This window comes from Promicromonospora thailandica (assembly GCF_024171955.1).
Taxonomy (GTDB): Bacteria; Actinomycetota; Actinomycetes; order Actinomycetales; family Cellulomonadaceae; genus Promicromonospora; species Promicromonospora thailandica.
In genome coordinates this window covers 234743-257037 of record NZ_JAMTCS010000010.1, presented here as the reverse complement: position 1 = coordinate 257037, position 22295 = coordinate 234743, and the positions used below count along the sequence as shown (strand labels likewise).

Annotated in this window: 17 protein-coding genes and 1 pseudogene; 11 read left to right on the top strand and 7 right to left on the bottom strand. The window is 70.6% G+C overall.

Translation table 11 applies throughout. The features are described 5' to 3' along the window. Positions 1-269 precede the first annotated feature (269 nt). The 4 genes from APR03_RS17305 to APR03_RS17290 all read left to right on the top strand — a co-directional run bounded on the left by APR03_RS17305 (position 270) and on the right by APR03_RS17290 (position 5870). A complete protein-coding gene (locus APR03_RS17305; RefSeq protein WP_253837572.1) occupies positions 270-3485 on the top strand; it encodes an ATP-binding protein in 3216 nt (1071 codons plus the stop codon). Between the two features lie 13 nt (positions 3486-3498). Continuing rightward, positions 3499-4122: a TetR/AcrR family transcriptional regulator gene (locus APR03_RS17300; RefSeq protein WP_253837570.1), complete on the top strand. Its 624-nt coding sequence runs from the start codon at positions 3499-3501 to the stop codon at positions 4120-4122. A 367-nt stretch (positions 4123-4489) separates the two neighbouring features. Next, a complete protein-coding gene (locus APR03_RS17295; RefSeq protein ID WP_253837569.1) occupies positions 4490-4960 on the top strand; it encodes a VOC family protein in 471 nt (156 codons plus the stop codon). Between the two features lie 40 nt (positions 4961-5000). Then, positions 5001-5870: an oxidoreductase gene (locus APR03_RS17290; RefSeq protein ID WP_308216511.1), complete on the top strand. Its 870-nt coding sequence runs from the start codon at positions 5001-5003 to the stop codon at positions 5868-5870. 66 nt (positions 5871-5936) lie between these two features. On the opposite strand, the gene APR03_RS17285 is transcribed toward APR03_RS17290, so the two are convergent. Further along, a complete protein-coding gene (locus tag APR03_RS17285; RefSeq protein ID WP_253837567.1) occupies positions 5937-6797 on the bottom strand; it encodes a helix-turn-helix transcriptional regulator in 861 nt (286 codons plus the stop codon). 117 nt (positions 6798-6914) lie between these two features. Beyond that, a complete protein-coding gene (locus APR03_RS17280) occupies positions 6915-7652 on the bottom strand; it encodes an SDR family oxidoreductase (RefSeq protein ID WP_253837566.1) in 738 nt (245 codons plus the stop codon). On the opposite strand from APR03_RS17280, the gene APR03_RS17275 reads away from it, so the two are divergent. The 3 genes from APR03_RS17275 to APR03_RS17265 all read left to right on the top strand — a co-directional run bounded on the left by APR03_RS17275 (position 7546) and on the right by APR03_RS17265 (position 11005). Next, positions 7546-8604: a helix-turn-helix transcriptional regulator gene (locus tag APR03_RS17275; protein ID WP_443703137.1), complete on the top strand. Its 1059-nt coding sequence runs from the start codon at positions 7546-7548 to the stop codon at positions 8602-8604. The two genes, APR03_RS17280 and APR03_RS17275, sit on opposite strands and share 107 nt — an antisense overlap. Positions 8605-8686: 82 nt before the next feature. Next, positions 8687-8989, top strand: a complete 303-nt coding sequence (locus tag APR03_RS17270; protein ID WP_253837565.1) for a hypothetical protein — start codon at positions 8687-8689, stop codon at positions 8987-8989. Positions 8990-10240: 1251 nt separating this feature from the next. Beyond that, positions 10241-11005: a nuclear transport factor 2 family protein gene (locus APR03_RS17265; protein ID WP_253837564.1), complete on the top strand. Its 765-nt coding sequence runs from the start codon at positions 10241-10243 to the stop codon at positions 11003-11005. Positions 11006-11139: 134 nt separating this feature from the next. On the opposite strand, the gene APR03_RS17260 is transcribed toward APR03_RS17265, so the two are convergent. The 3 genes from APR03_RS17260 to APR03_RS17250 form a co-directional block, all read right to left on the bottom strand. Beyond that, the gene (locus APR03_RS17260) at positions 11140-11832 is read right to left on the bottom strand and encodes a DsbA family oxidoreductase (protein ID WP_253837563.1); all 693 of its coding nucleotides are present in this window, start codon (positions 11830-11832) and stop codon (positions 11140-11142) included. A 468-nt stretch (positions 11833-12300) separates the two neighbouring features. Beyond that, on the bottom strand, positions 12301-13263 hold the full coding sequence (locus APR03_RS17255; RefSeq protein WP_253837562.1) for an AraC family transcriptional regulator: 963 nt from the start codon (positions 13261-13263) through the stop codon (positions 12301-12303). A 151-nt stretch (positions 13264-13414) separates the two neighbouring features. After that, positions 13415-14179: an SDR family NAD(P)-dependent oxidoreductase gene (locus APR03_RS17250; RefSeq protein ID WP_253837560.1), complete on the bottom strand. Its 765-nt coding sequence runs from the start codon at positions 14177-14179 to the stop codon at positions 13415-13417. 174 nt (positions 14180-14353) lie between these two features. Between APR03_RS17250 and APR03_RS17245 the strand changes: the two genes are divergently transcribed. Then, positions 14354-14992 (top strand): stage II sporulation protein M, encoded by a 639-nt coding sequence (locus APR03_RS17245; protein WP_253837558.1) that lies wholly within the window; start codon positions 14354-14356, stop codon positions 14990-14992. On the opposite strand, the gene APR03_RS17240 is transcribed toward APR03_RS17245, so the two are convergent. Then, complete coding sequence (locus tag APR03_RS17240; protein ID WP_253837556.1) at positions 14979-15632, bottom strand: TetR/AcrR family transcriptional regulator; 654 nt, start codon at positions 15630-15632, stop codon at positions 14979-14981. The two genes, APR03_RS17245 and APR03_RS17240, sit on opposite strands and share 14 nt — an antisense overlap. Before the next feature lie 37 nt (positions 15633-15669). Here APR03_RS17240 and APR03_RS17235 point away from each other — a divergent pair, with 37 nt between their 5' ends. Then, positions 15670-16497, top strand: coding sequence for an alpha/beta fold hydrolase (locus APR03_RS17235; protein WP_253837554.1), 828 nt, complete (start codon positions 15670-15672; stop codon positions 16495-16497). A gap of 9 nt (positions 16498-16506) precedes the next feature. Then, a pseudogene (locus APR03_RS25465) lies at positions 16507-16977 on the top strand (histidine phosphatase family protein); the annotation flags it as partial. Between the two features lie 131 nt (positions 16978-17108). Here the strand turns inward: APR03_RS25465 and APR03_RS17230 are convergent. Beyond that, positions 17109-18851, bottom strand: a complete 1743-nt coding sequence (locus APR03_RS17230) for a M15 family metallopeptidase (protein ID WP_253837552.1) — start codon at positions 18849-18851, stop codon at positions 17109-17111. 440 nt (positions 18852-19291) lie between these two features. Between APR03_RS17230 and APR03_RS17225 the strand changes: the two genes are divergently transcribed. Beyond that, positions 19292-22036: a CLIPPER-2 domain-containing protein gene (locus tag APR03_RS17225; protein WP_253837550.1), complete on the top strand. Its 2745-nt coding sequence runs from the start codon at positions 19292-19294 to the stop codon at positions 22034-22036. Positions 22037-22295 lie beyond the last annotated feature (259 nt).

Genomic DNA, 22295 nt, shown 5'->3' with positions numbered 1-22295 from the left:
TTCCGACTGGTCACGCATGGGTCACGGCACCATGCCGGCAAAAGTCTATGACGCGGTGTGCTCGTGGCCTTCGACCGCGACAGGCCGTTCCCGCGGGGTGGCCCCGGCACGAACAGGAAACACCTTCTCGCTAGAGTGGCACTCCAGCTATTACAGTCATGCCATAGCAGGTGGGCACCACGGCGTCAGACGCTGATCCATCTGCCGGTTCGAGTGAGGAACGGATGGACGTGGGCAGTCTTGCACCACCCGCCGCCGCAATGGCCCCCATGGCCTCGGGGCCGACACTGCGCCTGCAGGTCCTGGGACCGCTGCGCATGTGGCGGGACGACCAGGAGGTCGACGCGGGACCGAGGCAGCAGGCCTCTCTGTTCGCGCTGCTTCTCGCCCGGTACGGTTCGCCCGTACGCCGCGCCGACCTGATCGACATGATCTGGGGCGCCGAAGCGCCGACCAGCGCGGTGAACGTAGTCCACAAGTACGTGGGGGCGCTTCGGCGCCTGCTGGAGCCCGACCTGCCGCCACGCGGAGCAAGCTCCTACCTGGTACGCCGCGGCGACGGATATATGTGCGCCACGGGACCCGCAGTGCTCGACCTCGCCCGCTTCCAGACCCTGACGGCTTCGGCACGCACCGCCGTCGGACAAGGTATGCCTGAGGTGGCGCTCGACAGGTACGTGGAAGCCCTCGGGCTATGGCACGGTCCGGCCGGCGACCGACTGGTCCACAGCCCCGGCGCCGCAGCCGTCTTCACCGGCTTGAACGACGAGTTCCTCGACGCGTGCACAGCGAGCACAGAGACTGCCGTCGCGTGCGGCCGCCCCGAGCGTGTGCTGCCCCCGCTCCGGCTGGCATCCTCGATGGCACCCCTGCACGAGCCGGTCCATGCCGCGCTCGTCACGGCGCTCGGAGCCGCTGGTCAGCAGGCGGAGGCGCTCGCGGTGTTCCGCGCCGTCCGGCTGGCACTCAGGAAGGACCTCGGCGTCGATCCGGGTCCGCTGCTCGAGCGCGCCCACCAGCGTGTGCTGCGCCAGGACCTGACTCCTGCGGGCACGCCGTCGCCCGTGGTGCTCACCACACCTGGGACGTCCACGGTGGTGAGTCCTGGCCGAGACCTCGCGCGCGACTCCCTGGTCGGCAGGTCCGGCGAGCTCGCCGTCCTCCGGGCCGGGCTGGACCGTGCCGCGGGCGGCGGCAGCGGGCTGGTCCTCGTCGAGGGCGAGCCGGGTGTCGGCAAGTCCCGGCTGCTGGACGCAGCGGCAGCAGAAGCGGACGACGGCCATCGTCTCGTTGCGCGCGGGCGCTGCACCACCGGGGAGGGTGCTCCGTCGATGTGGCCGTGGATGCAGGTGATCCGTCAGGTCCTCGACGACGTCGACGGCCAGGAGCGCGCCATCTGGCTCGAGACCGGGCTGGGGGCGATCCTGGAACCTCAGGACGAGGTACCGGCCCGACCGGTCCTGTCCACCGGCACAGGTCAGTTCCGCCTGTTCGAGACGGTCGTCGCACTCGTGGCCCACGTCTCGGCGTGCCGGCCGGTCGTCATCGCCGTCGACGACCTCCAGTGGGCGGACAACGCGTCGCTGCAGCTGTTCGGCCACCTGTCGTCCCGCCTGCCGCCCGGCGTCCTCCTGCTCGGTGCCGTCCGGGACCGGGCGCCGGTGCCCTGCGCCGACCTGGCGCGGATCCTCGCCGCGGTGAGCCGCTCGCCGGGTCATCATCGGCTCCGCATCGGTCCGCTGGGAGTGCACGACGTGGCGGAGCTCGTACGCCTCGAGACCGGACAGGTGCCCGATCCGGACGCCGCACGAGCCCTCCACCTGCGTACCGACGGCAACCCGTTCTTCGTCCAGGAGCTCGCTCGCCTGGCGGCCGGTGCCGGCCCGCTCACCCAGGAAGCCGTGGCACGCGCCGGGATCCCCGCGACCGTGCGCGACGTCGTCCGAGACCGGATGGCCGGGCTCGACGGCGACGCCACGCGGCTTCTCGAGATCGCTGCGCTGATCGGCCGGGACGTGAACCTGAACCTGCTGGCCGAGGCGGCCGGTCTGGACGCCGCGACCTGCCTGGCACGGTTGGATCTCGTCCAGGCTCTCGGGCTCGCCACGACGCTGCCGGACGATCCGTACTCCGTGCACTTCGCCCATGACCTGGTCCGGCAGTCCGTCTCCGACGCGACTCCCGCTCGACGGGCCGCTCGCCTGCATCTGAGGATCGCGGACGCGCTGGAGCGGACCCATCTGCAGGGGGAGTCCGCTCCGGAGCGCGTGGCCCATCATCTCTGGGAGGCCGGACCTCTCGCCGATCCGGCGCGTACCGCCGCCGCGCTGGTGCGTTCTGGCCGCCGGGCCGCCGCCAAGTCGGCGCTCGACGTGGCGGAGCAGCAGCTGCGGCTGGCGGCGCAGATCAGCCGGACTGCCCGTCTCGCGACGGCGGAGCTCGGGGCGCTGTCCGAGCTGACCGCGGTCGTCGGCATGCGCTCGATGTTCGCGGGCGCGGAGCTTCAGGTGCTGGAGCGCGCCGAGCACCTGGCCCGGAGTCTCGGGCGCGAGGTCGAGGCCGCAGGCATCCTCTACTCCCGGTGGGCCGCCCATGTGCAGGGCATCGACCTCGACCGGTGCGGTCCGCTGGCGCAGCAGCTACGTGACCAGGGCGAACCGTCGCCTCACCCGATCATCCGGACCTACGGACTGCAGGCGTGGGGCATCCACCAGTACCACCTGGGCAACATCGGCGAAGGCGTGCGGTACCTGAGCGAGGCACAGCACACCCTTCGCACGGACAGCACCGTGCCCCGGGACGATCCTGTCCGGAACGGCCTCCAGCTGCTCCTCACGGGGATGCTGGCCGAGACCACGGCTCTCCACGGTGACCTCGACGGTGCACGCGCCCTGCTCGATCCGCTCGAGTCCGCCGGTGACGACTACACGGCCACGGTGTGGGCCACCTGGAGCGCGCGCATCGCGGCCATGGCGGGCGACCCGGCCTGGGCACTGCATGCCGCCCGACGCGGCATCACGATCGATCCGGAGCTCTCCTACGCCTTCCTGGGTACCTACCAGCGGCTTGCGCTGCTGTGGGGCCGGGCGGCCACCGGTGACGATCCCGCGGCCGCTGCCGACGAGGCCCAACGGGTGATCGAGGAGAACCTGGTCGACCCCGTCCGCTCCTGCGTCTCCACCTGGTACGGGCTCCTGGGGGAGATGCGGCTCCTCGCGGGACAGACGGACCTGGCGGCTGTCGCCCTCGACCATGCCGAGCACCGGTTGGCTGCCCACGGCCAGCGCTACGCCGAGGGCCTGATCCTCCTGCTCCGAGCTCGTCTGCTGCACGCGCAGGGCCGTCCCGTCGACACCGTACGGGCCGCCGCGGAGACAGCACGGCGGCTCGCGGCCGAACGCGAGGCGCACCTGTTCGTCCGTCGCGCCGACAGCTTCCTGGTGTCGCTCCGCGCGCCGGCGCCTCGTCCCGGCGCCGACCACTAAACTGGCGCATGCCATGGCCACCACCAGCTCACCTCGTCTCAGCCGCCGTGATCAGTACGCGGCTCTCACTCGGGAGGCGATGCTCGGCGCCGCGCGGGAGCTGTTCGCGGAGCGAGGCTACGAGGCGACGACGGTCGAGGCGATCGCACGACGAGCCCGCGTGTCTTCCGCGACCGTCTACGCGCAGGCCGGGGGCAAGCGCGGACTCCTGAAGAGCCTCATCCTGGCATGGTCCGTCAACGACACGGTGCGGGACGCACCCGGGCGCTGGGCGCAGGTGCACACCGCAGCCGAGAAGCTCACCCAGCTGGTCGAGGGCACCCTCCGGGTGTACCGCGACTACGGCGACCTGATCGAGATCGGCCGCCGCGCCGCGGCGTCGTCCCCGGTCGCAGCGGAGTTCACCGTCGAGACCAGGACGCGGTTCCGGGACCTGCTCGCCACGTTCGTCGCGCAGGTCCGAGAGACCGGTGAGATCGCAGACGCCCTGACCGACGACGAGGCCGTGGACGTCCTCTACTTCTACCTGCGATTCGAGCAGGTCTCGCTCCTGACGCGGGACTTCGGGTGGAGCCAGAGCCGCGCGGCCGACTGGTTGTGTAGCCGGGTGGCTTCGGGGCTGCTGGCCCGCACCTGAGTCCGACCTGGGTGGGGAGGGGACCGTGGCTACCGAGGGCGACGCCGCATCGCCCACGGGCTGCGGACGGTTTACCACTGGTGGTCCTGACGCTGCCCACGGTCGCTGGCATTCTGGACCGGTAGCGGTTGCAGCGGGGGAATCCCGAACTGCGGCGCGCGAACGTGATTCTCAAGGCGGCGAGCGTGTTTTCTCGAGCGAGGCTCGGCATCGACGCTAGAGCGGCTGGGCGGGCCTGACGACGGGTTGGGTGGTACCGCGAGAGCCATGACCAGGGGTACCAGGCAGGCTCTCCCGGCGAGCCCTATGGCGGGCTTGCAATGGTCGTGGGCCCGACCCTGGGCCCACGACCAAGGAGAAGATCCCGATGCCACTGCCCGCAGCCTCCGCACGCAGCACCACCTCGCCGTTCTCGTCGATGCACGGCCACCACACAGCGATCCGTTACCCCGACTTCGAGGCGGCACGCTCGTTCTGGGTCGACACGATGGACTGGCGGGTCCTGCAGACCTGGCCGTACGGACAGCTCACACTCGCTTACGTGATGCCGCCCGACCAGGACGACTTCCACCTGGAGATCCTGGCCGGGCCTGGTGCCGCCGCTCAGACGATCTACGACGACGTGGACGCGAGCCTGGTCGTGAACGGGTTCAACCACGTCTGCCTGTCCGTCGACAGCGTGGACGAGACGCTCGCCGCGCTCCGTGAGCGTGGGGTCGACGTCGTCAACCCGCCGTTCGAGATCGACGACATCAGCGCGCGGCTCGCGTTCTTCCGCGACCCGTGGGGCAACATGTTCGAGCTCACCGAGCGGATCGGCGGCGACCACGCCCACTGACCCCGGCACGTCACCACATCACATCAGCACGACGACATTCATGAGGAGATCTGCCATGGCAGTCTGGTTCGTCACGGGCGCGTCCCGTGGCCTGGGTGCGGAGATCGCTCGCGCCGCTCTGGCGAGCGGGCACAGCGTGGTCGCCGCTGCCCGCGACCCGCGAACCGTGCGCGCTGCCTTTCCCGATGCGGGAGAACGGCTACTGTCGGTGGCGTTGGACGTCACCGACGAGGCGCAGGTCCAGGCCGCCGTCGAAGCCGGCGTCGAGGCCTTTGGCCGCATCGACGTCCTGGTCAACAACGCCGGGCGTGGGCTGCTGGGCGCGGTCGAAGAGGCGAGCGACGCGGAGGTCCGCGCGGTGTACGACACCAACGTGTTCGGCGTCCTGACCGTGACCCGCGCGGTGCTGCCGGTCCTGCGCGCGCAGCGGTCGGGTCACGTCGTCAACGTGTCCTCGGTCGGCGGCTTCGTGGGCTCCGCTGGGTGGGGTGTCTACGCTTCGACGAAGTTCGCCGTCGAGGGTTTCTCTGAGACGATGGCCCTGGAGCTGGCACCCCTCGGGATCGGCGTCACGCTGGTCGAGCCCGGGTATTTCCGCACCGACTTCCTCGACTCGTCGAGCCTGCACCGGGTGACTACTGCGGTCGAGGACTACGCCGAGGGGCCGGCGGGAGCGATGCGGATGACCGCAGAGCAGGTCAACCACGGTCAGCCTGGTGACCCGGTCAAGGCCGGCCTCGCGATCGTGTCCGCGATCGACTCCGGCCGGGCCCCGCTGCGACTGCAGCTCGGCTCGGACTGTGTGGCCTCGGTCGAGGCAAAGCTCGTGGCCGTGCAGACAGAGCTCGACGCATGGCGCGAGGTCGCCGTCTCCACCGACCACGACGACGTCGCCACGCCGGCACGCTAGCGCGAACGGCCGGGTGGGGTGAGCGAGCGCGCCTCGCTCACCCCACCCGGCGTTGCGTACCGACCGTCACAGCGGAGCAGGTACGGGTTTCTCGGCCGGCGTCCGGCCCGACATGAGGAGCAGCTTCTCCGCCGACGGCGAGCCGCGGTCGGCGCTGTACACGATGACGGTCTGACCGTTGTCGGCCGGTAGTGGTAGCGCCTCGTAGTTGAGCCGCAGGTCACCCACTGCTTCGTTGAAGAAGAGCTTCACGCCGTGCGTGTGCTCGAACAGCTGGTAGTCGGCCCAGAACCGCGCGAAGTCCTGCGACGCCGCGGTGAGGTGGTCGACGAGAGCTGACAGATACTCGTTGGCCCCTGCGGCAGCGGCATTGCGCAGGATCGCCACCATCTGGGGCGCGATGTCCTCCCAGTTCCGGTACACGACCCTGGCCCGCGGGCTGAGAAACATCCAGCGGGCCATGTTCCGCTCGTCGGACGGCATGCCTGCGAAGTCGTCCAGCAGGAGCGTGGCCGCCCGGTTGATCCCGAGCACTTCCAGGTGCGGCCCATGGATCACCGCCGGAGCGGGATCGAGCGCCTCGATCATCGCGATCAGCGCCGGCCGAGCTCGCATCGTGATCGGCGGGATCCGCCGGGTGTGGATGCTGTTGGGGTTGAGGAGCGCACGCAGGTGCAACCGCTCCAGGCGATCGAGGCGCAGTGCGCGCTCGACCGACTCGAGCACCTGCTCGGAGACGTTCCCGACGCGCCCCTGCTCCAGCTTGACGTAGTAGTCCACGCTCACGCCGGCCAGGATCGCGACCTCCTCGCGGCGCAGGCCGCGCACCCGCCGTGCGGAGATCGCCGCAGGCAGCCCGACGTCCTCGGGCTCGAGCGCCGCACGGCGCGACGTCAGGAAGTCCCGTAGGGCGTTGTCGGTCCTCATCCCCCCAGTATCCGCCGGAGAACGGGTGACCGGCGGATGAAGTCGCGCGCAGCGGGCGGGGCATGCTGTGCACGCACCGGCCATGTGACGGGGGACCGATCCATCGCGAGACCTCCGTCAGCGCTGCCTGGCCGGGCGGACGACGGCCTCGTTGACGTCGACATCCGACGGCTGACCGATCGCGTAACCGATGGCGTCGGCGATCGCTGACGCGGGGATCGCCAGCGCCTCCGTGGCGGCCCGTGCCGCCTCTCGCGCCTCTGCGGCGCCCCCGCGTGCGGTCAGCTCGGTGCGCGTGAAGCCCGGGCTGACGACGGTGACGCGGATGTTCTCGCTTTCCTGCCGCAGCCCCTCGGAGAGTGCGGCGACGGCGAACTTCGTGGCGCTGTAGACCGCGGACGTCGGATCGACGCGGTGGCCCGACACCGAGGACACGTTGACGATGTGCCCGCCGCCCTGCTCCCGCAACTGGGGCAGCACGGCCGCGATGCCGTAGAGCACCCCGCGCAGGTTGACGTCGATCATCTGCTCCCAGTCCGCGACACGGAGGTCGGCGAGAGGGGAGAGGGGCATGACGCCGGCGTTGTTGATCAGGACGTCGATGCGGCCGTGCTCGGTGTAGGCGGTTTCGGCGAAGGCTCGGACCGACTCACGTCGGGTCACGTCGAGCTCGACCGGTGTCACGGCTGCTCCTTCCGCGCGAAGGTCGACAGCCAACGCCGCGAGCCGATCGGTGCGCCGGGCACCGATGACGAGGTTGTGGCCGAGTGCGGCCATTCGCCGAGCGGTGGCCTCGCCGATGCCGCTGCTGGCTCCGGTGATCAGGACAGTCTTGGTGCCGGTGGTGCTGTTCATGGTGCTACCTCAGCGGTCGGCGGGCCGGCGAGGAAGGCCGTGCCATCCAGGGTGTGCCACACCGAGCCTCGCGCGCCCAGGTAACCTCGTGGTCATGCCCACCCCTGACAACGAGCTCGCCGCGTTCCTGCGCGCGCATCGGGCACGTCTGAGTCCGGAGGACGTCGGGCTTCCTCATGGGGGCCCCGGGCGTCGGGTCACAGGACTGCGACGTGAGGAGGTCGCGGTGCTCGCCGGGGTGAGCGCCGACTACTACACCCGGCTCGAGCAAGGGCGTGAGCGCAACCCCTCACCGCAGGTGATCGACGCGATCGGCCGGGCGCTGCGCCTCGGCCCGGACGCTCAAGGTCATCTCCATCGCCTGGCCGGCCTTGGCCCCGGCGCTGCGCGCGCGATGGCGGACGGCCTCGTGCATCCGGACCTGCTCGACCTGCTGCACGCGTTTCCACACGCGGCGGCGTACGTGCTCGGTCCGGCGTTCGACGTGCTCGCGACCAACGCGGTCGCGGACATGCTGCTCTCACCGTTCGCTCCCGAGCGGAACATGCCACGCGTCCTGTTCACACACCCGGCCGCGAGGACCGTCTTCGCCGAGTGGCCTGTGGTGACCTCGGCGACGGTGCACGCGCTGCGGCTCAACGCGGGTCTTTATCCAGGCGACCAGGACATCGCCGCTGTCGTCGACGAGCTCGGGGCACGCTCCGCCGAGTTCCGGACGCTGTGGGACGACCACAGAGTCGGTGGCCTCAAGCGCGCGTACAAGGTGTTCGTGCATCCCGACGTGGGCCGGATCGAGCTGACCTACCAGACGTTCGACGCGCACGACGCCCCGGGCCAGCAGCTGCTGGTCGGCACGCCTGCTCGCCGAAGCCGTAGTGAGGAGGCCGTCGCGTACCTCGCCTCCATGACCGCAAATCCCGGCGCCGAACCTGCCAGGGTGCCGCACACCTAGGCTCGCACGGCCTTCCTCGGCCTCGCGCCTCGGCCCACGCTGGAGCTGCCGTCCGCCGAGACGGCACCACTGGAAGGGCGACATGACGGAAGCACTCGAGATCACCACTCTTCGACCGGCACCGGGTCTGACCGCCGCTGACTTCGTGGCGGCCAACGCCGACATAGACGACTACCTGAGGCGGCAGCCAGGTTTCCTGTGGCGGCGGATCGTGCAACGCGACGACGGCACCGTCGTCGACATCGTCGCCTACGACAGCCGCCCCCATGCCGAGCGGGGCGCCTCGGGGATCATGAGAGAGATGGGGAACTCTCCCGTCCACTCGACGATCGATCACAGCACCGTCGACTGGCAGCTGACGACGGTGCTACGGCACGTCCAGTAGCGCTCTCCACCCGGGTCCCAGCAACCGCTCGAGCCGATGCACATCAGGTCTGTCGGCGGTCGCGCTACAAGTTGGTGCAGATCAGGATGAAGCTCAAGCGGCGCACGGCGGTCGACGTCGTGTGCAGGGCCGGTGGGGGCGTCCCGGGCCGACCCGGCCGCCTGCGTCAGCGCTCGGACGGTTCAGCACCGCGCACGATGATCTCGACCTGACGCTGGTGGAGCCGCTCGTCATCGAGGTCAGCGCGGATAGCGGGTGGGACGACTGCGCTGTCCGGCACCTCCTCCGGTTCTCCCGCACTCGTCCGGGTCCAGCGCGGGTGCTAGGGCCTGTCCTGCGGATGCCCTCGTCACAGGGTTGGTAACGTCCAGTGGTCTGCCCGGTCTGGTTGACGCACTCTCCGAGAACCTCTGTGCACTGGTAGATCCGCTCAACTGGACCGGCACGTGCATCGGCGACCAATCCTGTGCTCACACGAGCGCGCGCGGCTACCGCCCGGACGCTGAGGGTCGCCGCCATGTCTTCTGCGATCATGCCGACGGCCGCCTTCAGCGCCCTCTCCCGAGAACTGGTCAACGCCGCTCCAGTCTGTTGGATGCACCGGCCTCAGCCGACTAACACGGCGTGCTAGTGTCCGGCTATCACGCCGTGCTAGTGGCTCCGACACCGTCCTGGGCGGCTTATCGGCCGAATAGGAGACGGTCCATGGTGCAATACCTCATGTACGGCTGGTTGGTCAGACCTGGAGAGTCGCGGTGGGGCTCTTGGTGAACATCATCGGGATCTCCGCTCCGGCCGGTGAAGCGCACTGGTCCCGGCTGGACCTGATCGGCTCGCTCGTCGCCACACTCCTGCTCACACGCCGGCAAGCCGCAGGGGAGGAGTAGGGCGTGCGAGGCATGATCTTCCGTGTGATCGGCGGCTGGGCGTGCAGCAGCCGAACCGGGCTCGTGGCCGGATGCTCGTCTCCAGCATCATCTCCACCGCGGTTCACGGTTCTACCGACTCATACATCAACATCTGGTAATTCGTACTCTGGTCATGGCCGGCGGTGTCGGCGAGCTGAACGAGCGCCCGCGGCACTACCGCGTACCGGTCCAGGCCGCTGGCCGAACCGTCGGCTCGAGAGCCTCTGGGCCGACGTCGTCCGGCTCAGCGCGGAGCCGATCTGCACCGGGCAGCGCGGGCGTCCGCTCTGCAGCGTGCATCACCTCAGTTCCGGAGCTGCTGGCATCGAGAGGATGGACCGCCATGACCGTGCCGATGGTCGGCAGGACCTACAGGTTCGACATGGGATGGCTGAGGGTACGGTTCAGCTTCAGGTCATCGTCGCACGGCAGCTTCGTCGTGGAGGAAGGCGGCGGGCTGACGCCGAACGGCCATGCCGAGACCGTGACGCTCGATCTGAAGGAGATCCGCGACGGCGTCTACCTGAACTCGTGGACCGAGGCGTGCGGCACGACGGTGACCCACGTGGTGGATCTCCTGAACGCGACGGTGTACGCCAACGTGACCGTTGACGGCACCCTGTACAACTTCACCGGGACCATCACCGAGGTGACCGACCTCGCCGGCACCGACCACAGGGCGATCGGGAGTGACCAGTCAGAGCGCAACACCGAGATCGTGCTCACCGCGATGCGAGAGCTCTTCGCCGAGAGAGACCGTGTCGCCGTGGACCGCTCTGGGGCCCAGCTCCATGCAGACCGCGGCGCTCAGGCGCCCGATGGCCTCGGGATGCTCCGCCCCGCTGCGCTCGGCCTGCGCGGATCCTCCTGGGATCTACAGCGCATCGCGGCCCAGGATGATCTTGTCTTCACCCACAGCATCGTCTACGGCTGGGCGTCCGACCCGGTGGTGATCGTCGACATCTTCCGTCTGGAGAGCGGTCGCATCGTCGAGCACTGGGACGTCGTGCAGGACCTCGCCGCGACCGGGTCGACGGCCAGGGGCCCGCGCCACGACGTCACCTCGAGGCAGAGCCCGCCGCCCCGCGCGGAGCACAGCGGCGAATGACCAGAATCAGCAACACCGCGCCTCTGCGGACCCTGTCTGCGAGGCGGCGGGCTGCTCAGCCCGCCCGCGCGGAGTGTGTCGAGGGCAGCCCTGCGGATGCCCTCGACGTACTCCGCGCGACGGCCGCTTCGAACTCACCGCGTGGCTACCGCCTGCGTCTCGTTCCAGCTCGTGTCCAGCACCCGCAACAACTGCTCCACCGGCTGCGCTCCGGAGACGGCGTACTTGCCGGCGAACACGAAGAACGGCACGCCGTTGATCCCGTACTCCCGGGCCTGGCGTAGGTCGGCCTGGACGGCGTCGACAAACTCGCCGCTGTCCAGGGCGGCGAGCGCGGACGCGCGGTCCAGGCCCACCTCTGCGGCGAGGTCCGCCAGCACCTGGTGGTCGGACAGGAGGGCGCCCTCGGTGAAGTACGCCCGGAACAGGCGCCGGATCATCTCGCGCTGCTTGCCCTGCGCAGCGGCGAAGTGGCTGAGCTGGTGCGCCGTGCGCGTGCTCACGCCCTGGGCACGGTCGAGCCGGTATTCCAGGCCGAGCCGTGCCGCGCGCTCCGTGACGCCCTCGAGCACCTTCAGTGCCTGCGCCCGCGACATGCCGTGCTTGGTCGCGATGTGGTCGGCCGGGCTGATCGGGGCATCGCCCTCGGCCATCTCCGGCGCCAGCAGGAAGCTGTGGTATCGCACCGTGACGTGCGAGGAGTGCGGAAACTTCTCCAGCGCCTGGTCAAGGAGGGTCTCGCCCATGTAGCAGAACGGGCACACGACATCGCTCCACACGTCCACGACCAGCTTGCGGGCGGCCGAGCCGAACGACTCGCCCGCCATCAGGAGCACACTCCATCCAGGCTGCAGACACCAAACGTCTGGGCCGTGGGGAAGACCTCGAACCGAGACGACACAACAGGGTCGTCGTCGGCGGCATCCTCGTGAACGCCTGGCTGACCGTGCGCACGGATGAGATCACGCGTGTTGAACTCGGACATCACTACCTCTCTTGCTGGGCATCCGGGCTGTACCCGTGTGCTGAGAACTTCCCCTGCTCCATCGATACTGGGGGACCAGCGTGGTGATATCCATAGCGAACAGTCCGGGATACTTTACGTATCGTCCAGATGACGGCCCGCGCGCGTCCGGCGCAAACAGGGGATCGCGAACTTCGCGAGCATCACGGACGCCACCCCCGACCTCACGGTCGGGGCCTCCCTCCTTGGGCGGCCGGCGCAACGGGCTGCGGCCATGTGCGGCGGTCCGGACCCGGTAGAAGTCGATCCGATGCCCGGCGGATGGCGTCGGTCAGGGCGGGCTCACCGCAGAGCCTGCCGACGCCGGCTCCGGTTTCCGTGCCAGGTTGCGGAACTGCCTGGGCGATGAGCCGACCACGCGGCGGAATGCGGTGCTGAACGCGCTCTCGGACTGGTAGCCCGTGGCCCGTGCGAGCTCCGAGATCGACATCGTGTCGCGGGCCAGGGCGTCCCGCGCGAGGCTCATGCGCCACTGGATCAGGTACTCCAGGGGTGGTACCCCGACGTGCTTCTTGAAGGACTGGGCGAACGCGGAACGCGACATGTGGCTCATCTCGGCGAGCTCGTTGAGCGTCCAGGAGTGTGCCACGTCCGCGTGCACGGCGCGTAGGGCGGTGCCGATCCCGTCGTCGTTCAGGGCGCCCAGCCAGCCGGTGGGGCGGTCGGTCTGGCCGGCGTGCGCACGCAGCATGTGCACGAGCAGGACCTGTGCGAGGTGGTTCTGCACCAGCGGGCCACCCGCGGCGGCCACCCTGACCTCGGCCGCCAGGAGCGCGATCAGCTGCCCGAGCTCCAGGCCCCGAGGGTCAGCCGCACGCACGACCACCAGCGGCGGCAGAAGGTCGGTCAGGAGCGCCGCGTTCTGCTCGTCGAACCCGATGTGCCCGACGCAGAGGTAGAGGTCGTCCTCGGACTCCTGGCCGATCCGCACGAGCCCGTCGTCGGCTCCCGCCCACACCGGCTCCGCAGGGCGCGGGGTCGCGTCGAGCGTGCTGGCCAGCACGTAGGGCGGCGGGTTGCCCAGCATGAAGGTGTCACCCGCATGCAGCAGCACCGGCTCGTGCCCCTCGAGGATCAGCCAGCACGTGCCGCGCACAAGACCACCGATCCGCACGTGCAGGAACGTGTCGAAGCGCAGCGCCCACTCACCCACGGCCCGCAGGTTGGGCCCGATCACCGTGCGGGGCTCGAGCAGGCTGATCGCATCCGCCACTGGGTCCCGAAAGCCGAGCATGGGCAACGCCTCCTGGACGATAGATAAGAATCTAGCGGCACGAGACTATAGATCTTGCTCCGCCGCTGTCGCGATATCGGCATGGTCTGCAATCCGGCGGCACGGACACCTTGCTGAGGCAGTCGTGTGGTGACTACCTCAGCGAGGTCCGTCAGACGGCGAGTGGCGGCTTGGGCGGCTCGACGGCCGTGAGGCCGCCGTCCACCGGGATGATCGCCCCGTTCATGTACGAGGCTCCGGGCCCGGCGAGGAAGGCGATCACCTCGCTGATGTCCTCGGGCCGGGCGACGCGACGCAGCGGGATGAGGGAGATGTACCGGTCGAGATACTCGGCAGGCGCGCTGGTGTAGACGGGGCCGGGTGCGACCACGTTGACGCGCACGCCGGCAGGGCCGTACTCGGCGGCCCAGGCGCGGGTCAGGGAGTTCACCGCCCCCTTGGTGGCAGCGTAGACCGCGTTGTTGAAGTCGCCGACGACGGCAGCCCCGCTGCTGATGTTGATCACGCTCCCGCCACCCCGCGCGGCCATCTTCGAGGCCAGCGCCGCCGTCAGCAGGTAGATGGCCCGCACGTTGCCGTCGAGCATCGCGTCGTACTGCTCCGGGGTGATGCTCGCGCTGGGCCCGAAGCTCGCCGCCGCGGCGCTGTTCACCAGGATGTCCACCTCTCCGGCCTCGCGGATCAGCCGGGTCACGTCTGCCTGGTCGGTCAGGTCGGCCGCGACGAAGCGGGCGGTTCCGCCGTCGGCCTCGATCTGCTTGACCACCTGTGCACCCCGCTGGGCGTCGCGGCCGGTCACCACGACCACGGCACCCCGCGCGGCGAGTGCGTACGCCGTCGCCCGGCCGATGCCGGAGGTGGAACCAGTGACCAAGGCGGTCTTGCCGTACAGCTCGCGCTCGATGACGTCGGACATCACTGCCTTCCTCGCCCGGGATCCGGGCCGCGTTCGTATTCGTCCCCTGCGCCATCGATCTTGCGGGACACCACCGGGGAGATCCATAGCCCAAGGTCCAGGATTCTTTACGCATCGTCCAGCGACGTGCGACGCCGCGTTCCTTCGTGGCATCACCGTGCTACTTTTGTTGGCATGGTCATGCTACGAAACGACAGGCGGCTCTTCCGGCGCGCGCTCGACACCATCCAGGCGAACCGTCGCGCGTATCTCGCCCTGAACGCGGTCCTGTACGGCTCGCTCCTCGTCGGCTTCGGAGTCGGCCTGCTCTTCCCGGGCCTGACGGCCGCGCAGACCGAGTCCCTCGAGAGCGGCGGCACGGCCGACCAGGTGCGGTCCCTGCTCCAGAACCCGTGGCTGTTCGCCCTCGTCATCCTGGCCAACAACGCGCTCCGGGCCGGCCTGCTCAACCTCGTCCTGCCGTCGATGATCGTGCCGTTCGCGGGCATCGTCTGGTACGTCTACACCCTGTTCACGGTCGGCCTGGTGCTCGCTCCGGTCGACCGCGACGGGTGGCTGGTGCTCGTACCGCACTCGCTCACCGTGGTCATGGAGGTCCAGGCCTACGTACTGCTCGCGCTCGGTGTGTATCTCCTGGGCAGGGCGTGGATCCGGCCCCGGGTGGTCGGCGCCGGGAGTCGTCGGCGGGCCTACGTGACCGGGCTGCGTCAGCTCGGCGTGCTGAGCCTGCCGGCGCTCGCGCTGCTCGTGGTCTTCGCGCTCTACGAGGCGTTCTCGGTCGTCTACCTGGTGCCCTTGCTCACCGGGGGCTGAGCCGGGTGCGGCCTGGGTCGGCAGGACGGTCCCCGGTGGCGCCGCGACGGAGGAGCTCCAGCGCGAAGCGCGCGGTGTCGCGCAGCTCCTCCCGGCCGGCCCCCAGCTCGGCGCGTTCCGACAGGCCGTGCCACAGCGTCTGGACGAGCTCCGAGACTGCCGCGGCGTCGGTGGTCGGCGCCATGTCTCCCTCGCGGACGGCCTGCTCGATCCGTGCGCGAAGCCGCGACTCGTCGGAGCGCTGCAGCTCCATGACATAGGTGCGCACGTCGAGGGTCGTGGAGGTGTCGGCCATGACCGCGCTGCTCGTGAGGCAGCCCGGGTGGCCCTGGTCGGTGCGGCTGAACTCGTCGACCGAGTCGAGCAGCACCCGCTCGAGCACGCGCGCGATCGACGTCTCGGCCACGGCCCGTTCGTAGATCGCGCTGTACCGCCGCGCGTAGGTGCGCACGGCTTCGTCGAACAGCTCGGCCTTGCTGCCGAACGCGTTGTACAGGCTCGATGTCGAGATTCCCAGCGTGGTGGCGAGCATCCTAGTCGACGTGCCGGAGAACCCGTGGCGCCAGAACAGGTGCGCGGCGTCACGCAGGGCGGCGTCCCGGTCGAACGAACGCGGCCTGCCTGCGGCGGTCTCGGTCATGTTGACGATTGTAGAGCGTCCGCTCCATAATCCGATTATGGAGCGAACGATTCAGAAACTGGTCCCGGTCGAGGGCAGCAGCGTGAGCATCGACGTCTACGGGGAACCGGACGCGCCCGCGCTCGTCGTCATCCCGGGCGCGATGGCGGACGCCGCAGAATGGGGAGGGGTGGCGCGCGACCTCCGCGGCTGGCCGACCGTCGTGGTCGTCAACCGGCGGGGCCGCCAGCCCTCGGGTCCGCTGACGGACCAGTACTCGCTCGGGGCGGAGATCGAGGACGCCGCGACCGTGCTGCGCGGGTTCAGCGACGTCCGCACGCTCTTCGGATGGAGCTACGGCGGCCTGATCGCGCTCCAGCTGGCCGCCACCCTCCGCGTGCCGCACCTGATCGCCTACGAGCCGGTCATGGCGCCGTTCGGGGCGCCGGCACTGCCCGACCTCCGGCGCGCGCAGGACGCCGGAGACGCGGAGGCGATCGTCGAGACGGTGCTCGGCAGGGTCACCGGCATGGGCGCCGACCGGATCGAGTCACTGCGCTCGCAGGACGAGGTGTGGGCTCAGCTGCTGCGGCTCAGCGCCCCGGCCTACGCGGAGACGCACGCGATCAACGAGGCCGGGCGGCCGGAGTCGTTCGCCGGGGCCGCTGAGCGGGTCGACCTGGTGGTCGGCGAGCGGAACCGTGGCCAGGCGCCGTACGGCACGACGTTCGACGACGTGGCCCGCCGCGTGCCGGGAGCGAGGGTGCACGTGCTGCCCGGGCAGGGCCACCTGGCCCACCTGGAGGCTCCCGAGCGGCTGGCCGCGCTGCTGGACGAGCTCGGGTCGGGCGGGTCCGGCGGGCGACCTGTGCGGGACGCCGCATAGGCTCGCGCGATGGTTCTCCACTTGGTGCGGCACGGACGCCCTGTCGTCGACGTGACAGCGCCCGCCGCGACCTGGGCTCTTGACCCGGAGCACGAGCACCTCGTGGCGGAGCTCGCGGCGCGGGCGCCCTGGCCGGCTGGCGCCGTGTGGTTCACGTCGCCCGAGCCGAAGGCGGCGCGGACGGCGCGGCTGCTGGTGGGCCGGGACGTGCCGGTCGTGGACGACCTCAGGGAACAGGCGCGCGCCCTCGCCGGCAGGGTTCCGGATCTCGCGTCGGTGGTGCGCGCGGCGTTCGCGGACCCCTGGGCGTCGGCCCACCCGGGCTGGGAGCCGCTGGACCGGACACGGACGCGAGTGGTCCGCGCGGTGCGGCGGATCCTCGCCGAGCACCCCGGGCGGGACGTCGTCCTGGTGGGCCACGGCACCGCCTGGACGCTGCTCGCCGCCGAGCTCACCGGGGCCGGTCCTGACCTGGAGCGCTGGGCCGCTCTGGCGATGCCGGACGTGATCACGGTGGAGGCAGCCGGCGGGCTTCGCGGGCCTGCTGGTCGCCGCGGGCGCCGTGCTGCTCGTGCTGCGGCGCCGCGCCGAGCGCGGCTGAGCTCGAGCGGTCACGGCTCCGCCGTCGGGCTCGGCTCCGGCGCTGAGGTGGATCCAGGGGCGGAGGCCGGGGTCGACGGAGCGGGCGACTGGGCCGGTGCGCTCGGGGCGGATGCCGACGGTTCCGGCGACGGCTCGCTCGGCGCCGACGTCGACGGAGAGGGGGTCGGCGTCGGTGCGGGCGTCGGCGGAGCGGGTTCCGTCGGGGCGGGCGTGGGAGTCGGTGTCGGGGTCGGCGTCGGGCTCGGAACGGGCTTCGGTGTCGGCTTCGGCGTCGGCTTGGGGGTCGGCTTCGGGTCCGCCGGCTTCGGATCGCTCGGCGACGGCTTCGGGCTCGGCGCGGGCTTCGGGCCCGGCGTGGTCGGCTTCTGGGCGGGCGGCTCCGTGCGCGGCCGGTCCGCGGGCGTCGTCGCGGGCTGTCCGCCCGCGCCCTCGTCGGGGGCTGACGGCCCTTCCTCCGGTCCCGACGCGCCCACGGCCGCCTCGTCGGCGGGCAGGTCCGACGGGGCGACGGCGCGGTTCGGTACCGGCCCCGCCGCGAAGAACTCGAAGTGCCACGGCTCGGGCTTCGTGCCGCCGAGCCGCGCCCAGGTGGGGTTGTCCCAGCCATGGTCCGGGCCGTGCACGCGGAGCCACGTGTACTCGGCCGACCGGCCGCTCGAGATCGGCGCGCCCAGGTCCACCGCCAGTCCCCAGCCGTGGTTCGACGTGCCCGGGACCGCGGCGAGGTGGGGCTTGGCGCCCGCCACGGCGACCTGCTCCGCGTAGGAGCGGTACGAGTCGGTGATCGGGATCGGACGCCCGAACTCCCGCTCGAACTTCTCGCTCAGCACGGTCAGCCGCTCCGCGGCGTCACAGCGCAGCCGGTGTCCCGGGGCGAAGTCCAGCGGGCACAGCACGTCGGCAGGGATGCGACCGTTGGCATACCCGCTGGTCGAGCCCCCGAACGCGGAGACCGTGTCGAGCAGGCTCTCCCGCAGCGTGCTGTCGCCCTGGTCGCGGGCGTCCGGCGTCCACGTGAACGGCGACCTCGGCTCTACCTCGACCAGGCCTGTGGCCGGGGGCGCGTCGAGCAGCGTGGCCAGCCGAACCGCCGCCAGCACCACCTCGTGATAGCTGACCCGTCGGCTCACTGCGCCCAGGGTGCCGCCGGGCAGGCGCTCGGGCACGGTCGGTGCGGCGGCCTCGGGCGCGTCCGGTTCGTCGGCCGCCCGCGCGTCGGCCGCCGGCTCGCCGGACCTCCCGGGCGTGTGCGACACCGGGATGGCGGTGAGCGGTTCGTCGGGGCTGCTGGGTCTGCCGTCGTCCACGGGGCGCGGGGCGGCCGCTCTCGCGACCGGCGCGTCCTGGACGCGCAGCGCCTCGGTCCGGCGGGCCGTCCCGAGCTGCTGCATCTGGTAGGTCGTGTAGAGCATGCCGAGCTCGGCCGCGGCCTGTGCCATGGCGGGATCCAGGTCCGGCCCCTGCTCCCGCGCCTCGCGGTTGGCCCGCACCAGCACGGCGACGATCTGGGCCGGGGTGACGTCCTGGGGTGTCGTGACGGTGGGTGTCGTGACGGCGGGTGACGGGCCAGAGGGTCCGGTGGCCGACTCTCCCGCCTCGGCGACGAGGCGGCCAGGCGTGCCCGGGACGGCTGCCAACAACAGGCCGGTCGCGGTCACCGCCGCGACAGCGCCGGTCCACACCGTGCGCAGCACTCTGCGCGAGTCCGGACGAGAAGTGGTCGTGACGAGCCCGTTCCCCTGCTCCAGCACGTATCGCTCCTTGCTGTCGGTCGTGTCCCGCACGGCGCGCACCGGGTAAAGAAGATCTTCGCGACAGACAAAGAACTATCACGAGTCGACGGGTCGCACGCGACGAGTCCACCGCCGACGCCCGACAGCGCCGGCCGGTCGCGCTGCGGCGCGGGTCTGGGGGAAGGTGCCGCCATGCCGGAGGGGGCGCGTCACCTCGCCGTATGTTCGCAGGGCTGTGCGGGGGTGAAAAAGTGCAGCGAGTTGATGACACGGTTGGTGATTTTTTGGTTCCCCGCTGGTGATCCGGCGCCGACAGGATGGCATTGAACTCGCCGTTACTGGATACGGGCCGGGTGGCCCGTGAGCGAGGGGAACTGCAGATGCGCGTACGAAGGTCAACGCGGACGACCGGAGGGTGGTCGGTTCGGAACCGGCGTGGCCGTGCTCCGGCGGCCCTGATGGTGCTGAGCCTGATCGGCGCGGGCCTGGTCGCCACGTCGCTCGCGACGCCGCCGCCGAGCGCCGTGGCCGCGCCGGGCAACCCAGGCGTGCCGGGCGAGCCGCAGGTGCTCTTCGTCGAGGACTTCGAGAACCGGACGCCGGGGTCGAACGTGCTCCTGACCGACTACACGGGAGCGAGCGGCACCACCTACACCGCCGACCCGTTCTGGGTGGATCGCAACGGCTGCAACGGCTTCATCATCAACCAGACCAGCACGCGCGTGCCGGGAGACTGCAGCGGGTCGCAGCCGGACTCCTTCGGCGCCGCGATCTTCACGTCGCTGACAGCCCTGCCCTACACGCTCGGCACCATCAACGGGTCCGACCCGGTGAGCAACGCGGCCGCGTCGTCGTACACCTCCGGCAGCGGTACGCCGAACCAGGTCCAGTTCCGTACGGCCGAGCCGCTGACGCTCACGACCGAGGGCCGGTACGTGACCTTCTCCGTGGACGCCGTCGCGCAGAACTGTCAGGCCACGCACCCGCAGCTGCGCTTCTACCTCGTCGACGGCGAAGGGGACGAGATCGCGGTGTCCGACACGGCCATCGACCCGTGCACGGACCCCCGGGGAACGCAGTACACCTCCCCGACCCAGGACGGGACGACGCGCCTCGTCACCGGAGGCCGGTTCCCGGCCGACGGCTCGAGCCTCGTCACAGGCGGCTCGTTCGGCATCGTGCTCCGCAACGAGAACGGGGACGGTACCGGCAACGACGGTGCCTACGACAACATCCGCGTCCTGGACGTGACGCCGCAGCTTGACAAGGAGCTGAGCCCCACGTCGGTGGCCACGGGCGGCGTCTCCACGCTGACGCTGACGATCACCAACACCACCGACCTGGCCGCGAAGGAGGGCTGGTCGTTCACCGACACCCTGCCCGAGGGGCTGGTCGTCGCTGACCCGTCCGCGGCTGCCACCACCTGCCCGGCGGGTGTGGTCACCGCCGAGGCCGGCGCCACGTCGGTGAGCGGTACGGGCAACCTGGACGCCGGGATGGCCTCCTGCACCGTCACGGTGGACGTGACCTCCGACGAGGCCGGTACGTACACCAACGGCCCCGACAACATCTCCGCGATCGGCCTGGACTACCCGGACACGTCGACCGTCACGTTCGGCGACCCGAGCCTGGAGCTCGTCAAGACGGCCGGCGAGCCCGTGGACGTCAACGAGAACGGCGTCACGGACACCGGTGACACCATCGGCTACACCTTCGAGGTGACGAACACCGGCGACGTGGCGATCGACGACCTGGCGATCGACGACCCGAAGGTCGGTGCAATCACCTGCGAGGCGACGTCGATCGAGCCGGGCGACACGGTCACCTGTGCCACGGACGAGCCCTACGTGGTCACGGACGAGGACGTCGAGGCGGGCGCGGTCGAGAACTCGGCGACCGCCACCGGCACGCCGCCCGGCACGGACACGCCCATCGGCTCGCCGCCGTCGGAGACGAGCACGCCGACCGAGGCGCCCGACCCCGACCTGTCCGTGGTGAAGTCCGCCTCGCCGTCCGACCCGGCTTCCTACACGGTGGGCCAGGAGATCGCCTACAGCTTCGAGGTGACCAACACGGGCAACGTGCCGCTGAGCGACGTCACCGTCGACGAGACGGAGTTCTCGGGCACGGGCGAGGCTCCGGTCCCGGCCTGTCCCGCCGACGTGGTTCTGGCGCCCGGGGACTCCCTGACCTGCACGGCCTCCTACGTGCTCACGCAGGACGACGTCGACTCCGGAGAGCTGACCAACACCGCGACGGCCACCGGCACCCCGCCGGGGGACACGCCGCCGCCGACGTCGGACCCGTCGACCGTGGAGATCCCCAGCCTCCCGGAGCCGGGCATCGAGGTCGTCAAGACCTCCGACACCGAGGAGATCAGCGCGGCGGGCCAGGAGGTCACCTACAGCTTCGCGGTGACCAACACCGGCAATGTCACCCTGACGGACATCGAGATCAACGACACGGACTTCTCGGGCACGGGTGAGCTGTCGGCGATCGAGTGCCCCGCGGGGGCGGCGAGCCTCCTGCCGGGTGCGTCGGTCACCTGCACGGCGACCTACGTGGTGACCGAGGCCGACTTCGCGTCGGGTCAGCTGTCCAACACCGCGACGGCCACGGGGACGCCGCCGGGCGACGACACCCCGCCGCCCGAGTCGCCCCCGTCGACCGAAAACATCCCCTCCACGCCCGAACCAGGCATCGAGGTGGTCAAGACCTCGGACACCGACACGATCACCACCGTGGGGCAGAAGGTCACGTACAGCTTCCAGGTGACCAACACCGGGAACGTGGCGCTCGCCGACGTCACGGTGGACGACACGGACTTCTCCGGTACGGGTGAGCTGTCCCCGGTCGACTGCCCGCAGGAGGCTGCCGACCTGGCGCCCGGTGCGTCGGTGACCTGCACGGCGACCTACCGGGTGACGGAGGCGGACCTGGACTCGGGCGAGCTGACCAACACCGCGACGGCCACCGGCACCCCGCCGGGGGACACCCCGCCGCCCACCTCGACGCCGTCGACGGCCGAGGTCACGGTCGACCCCGGTCCGGTCCCCCCGGCGCCGTCAGCCCCTGACCACCGACCGGGTGGTGCGCTGGCCTCGACCGGCGCCGACATCGGCTGGGCCGCGGGCCTCGCGGTGCTGCTCGTGCTGGCAGGTGTGGTGACGCTGGTCGTCGTCCGCCGCCGGACGGCGGGCTGAGCCACCCGGTTCCTCGCCTCGTCGGACGAACCGACGAGGCGAGGAACCGGCGGTTCGTGTAGCGGTTTACAGAATGCCTTACAGTCGGTTCTGGCGACTCATCGGAAAGCACGTATCCATTCCCGCCGAAAGCGCGCAGAAAACGCTTTTGAACGGGATGGATGTCGGGATTGTCCGGCGTCTGGTTCCTTCCGATAAGCGTCTCGACGCCAGGGTAGAAATGGGATGCACCGAATTGTCTGACGACGTTGATCTGGCT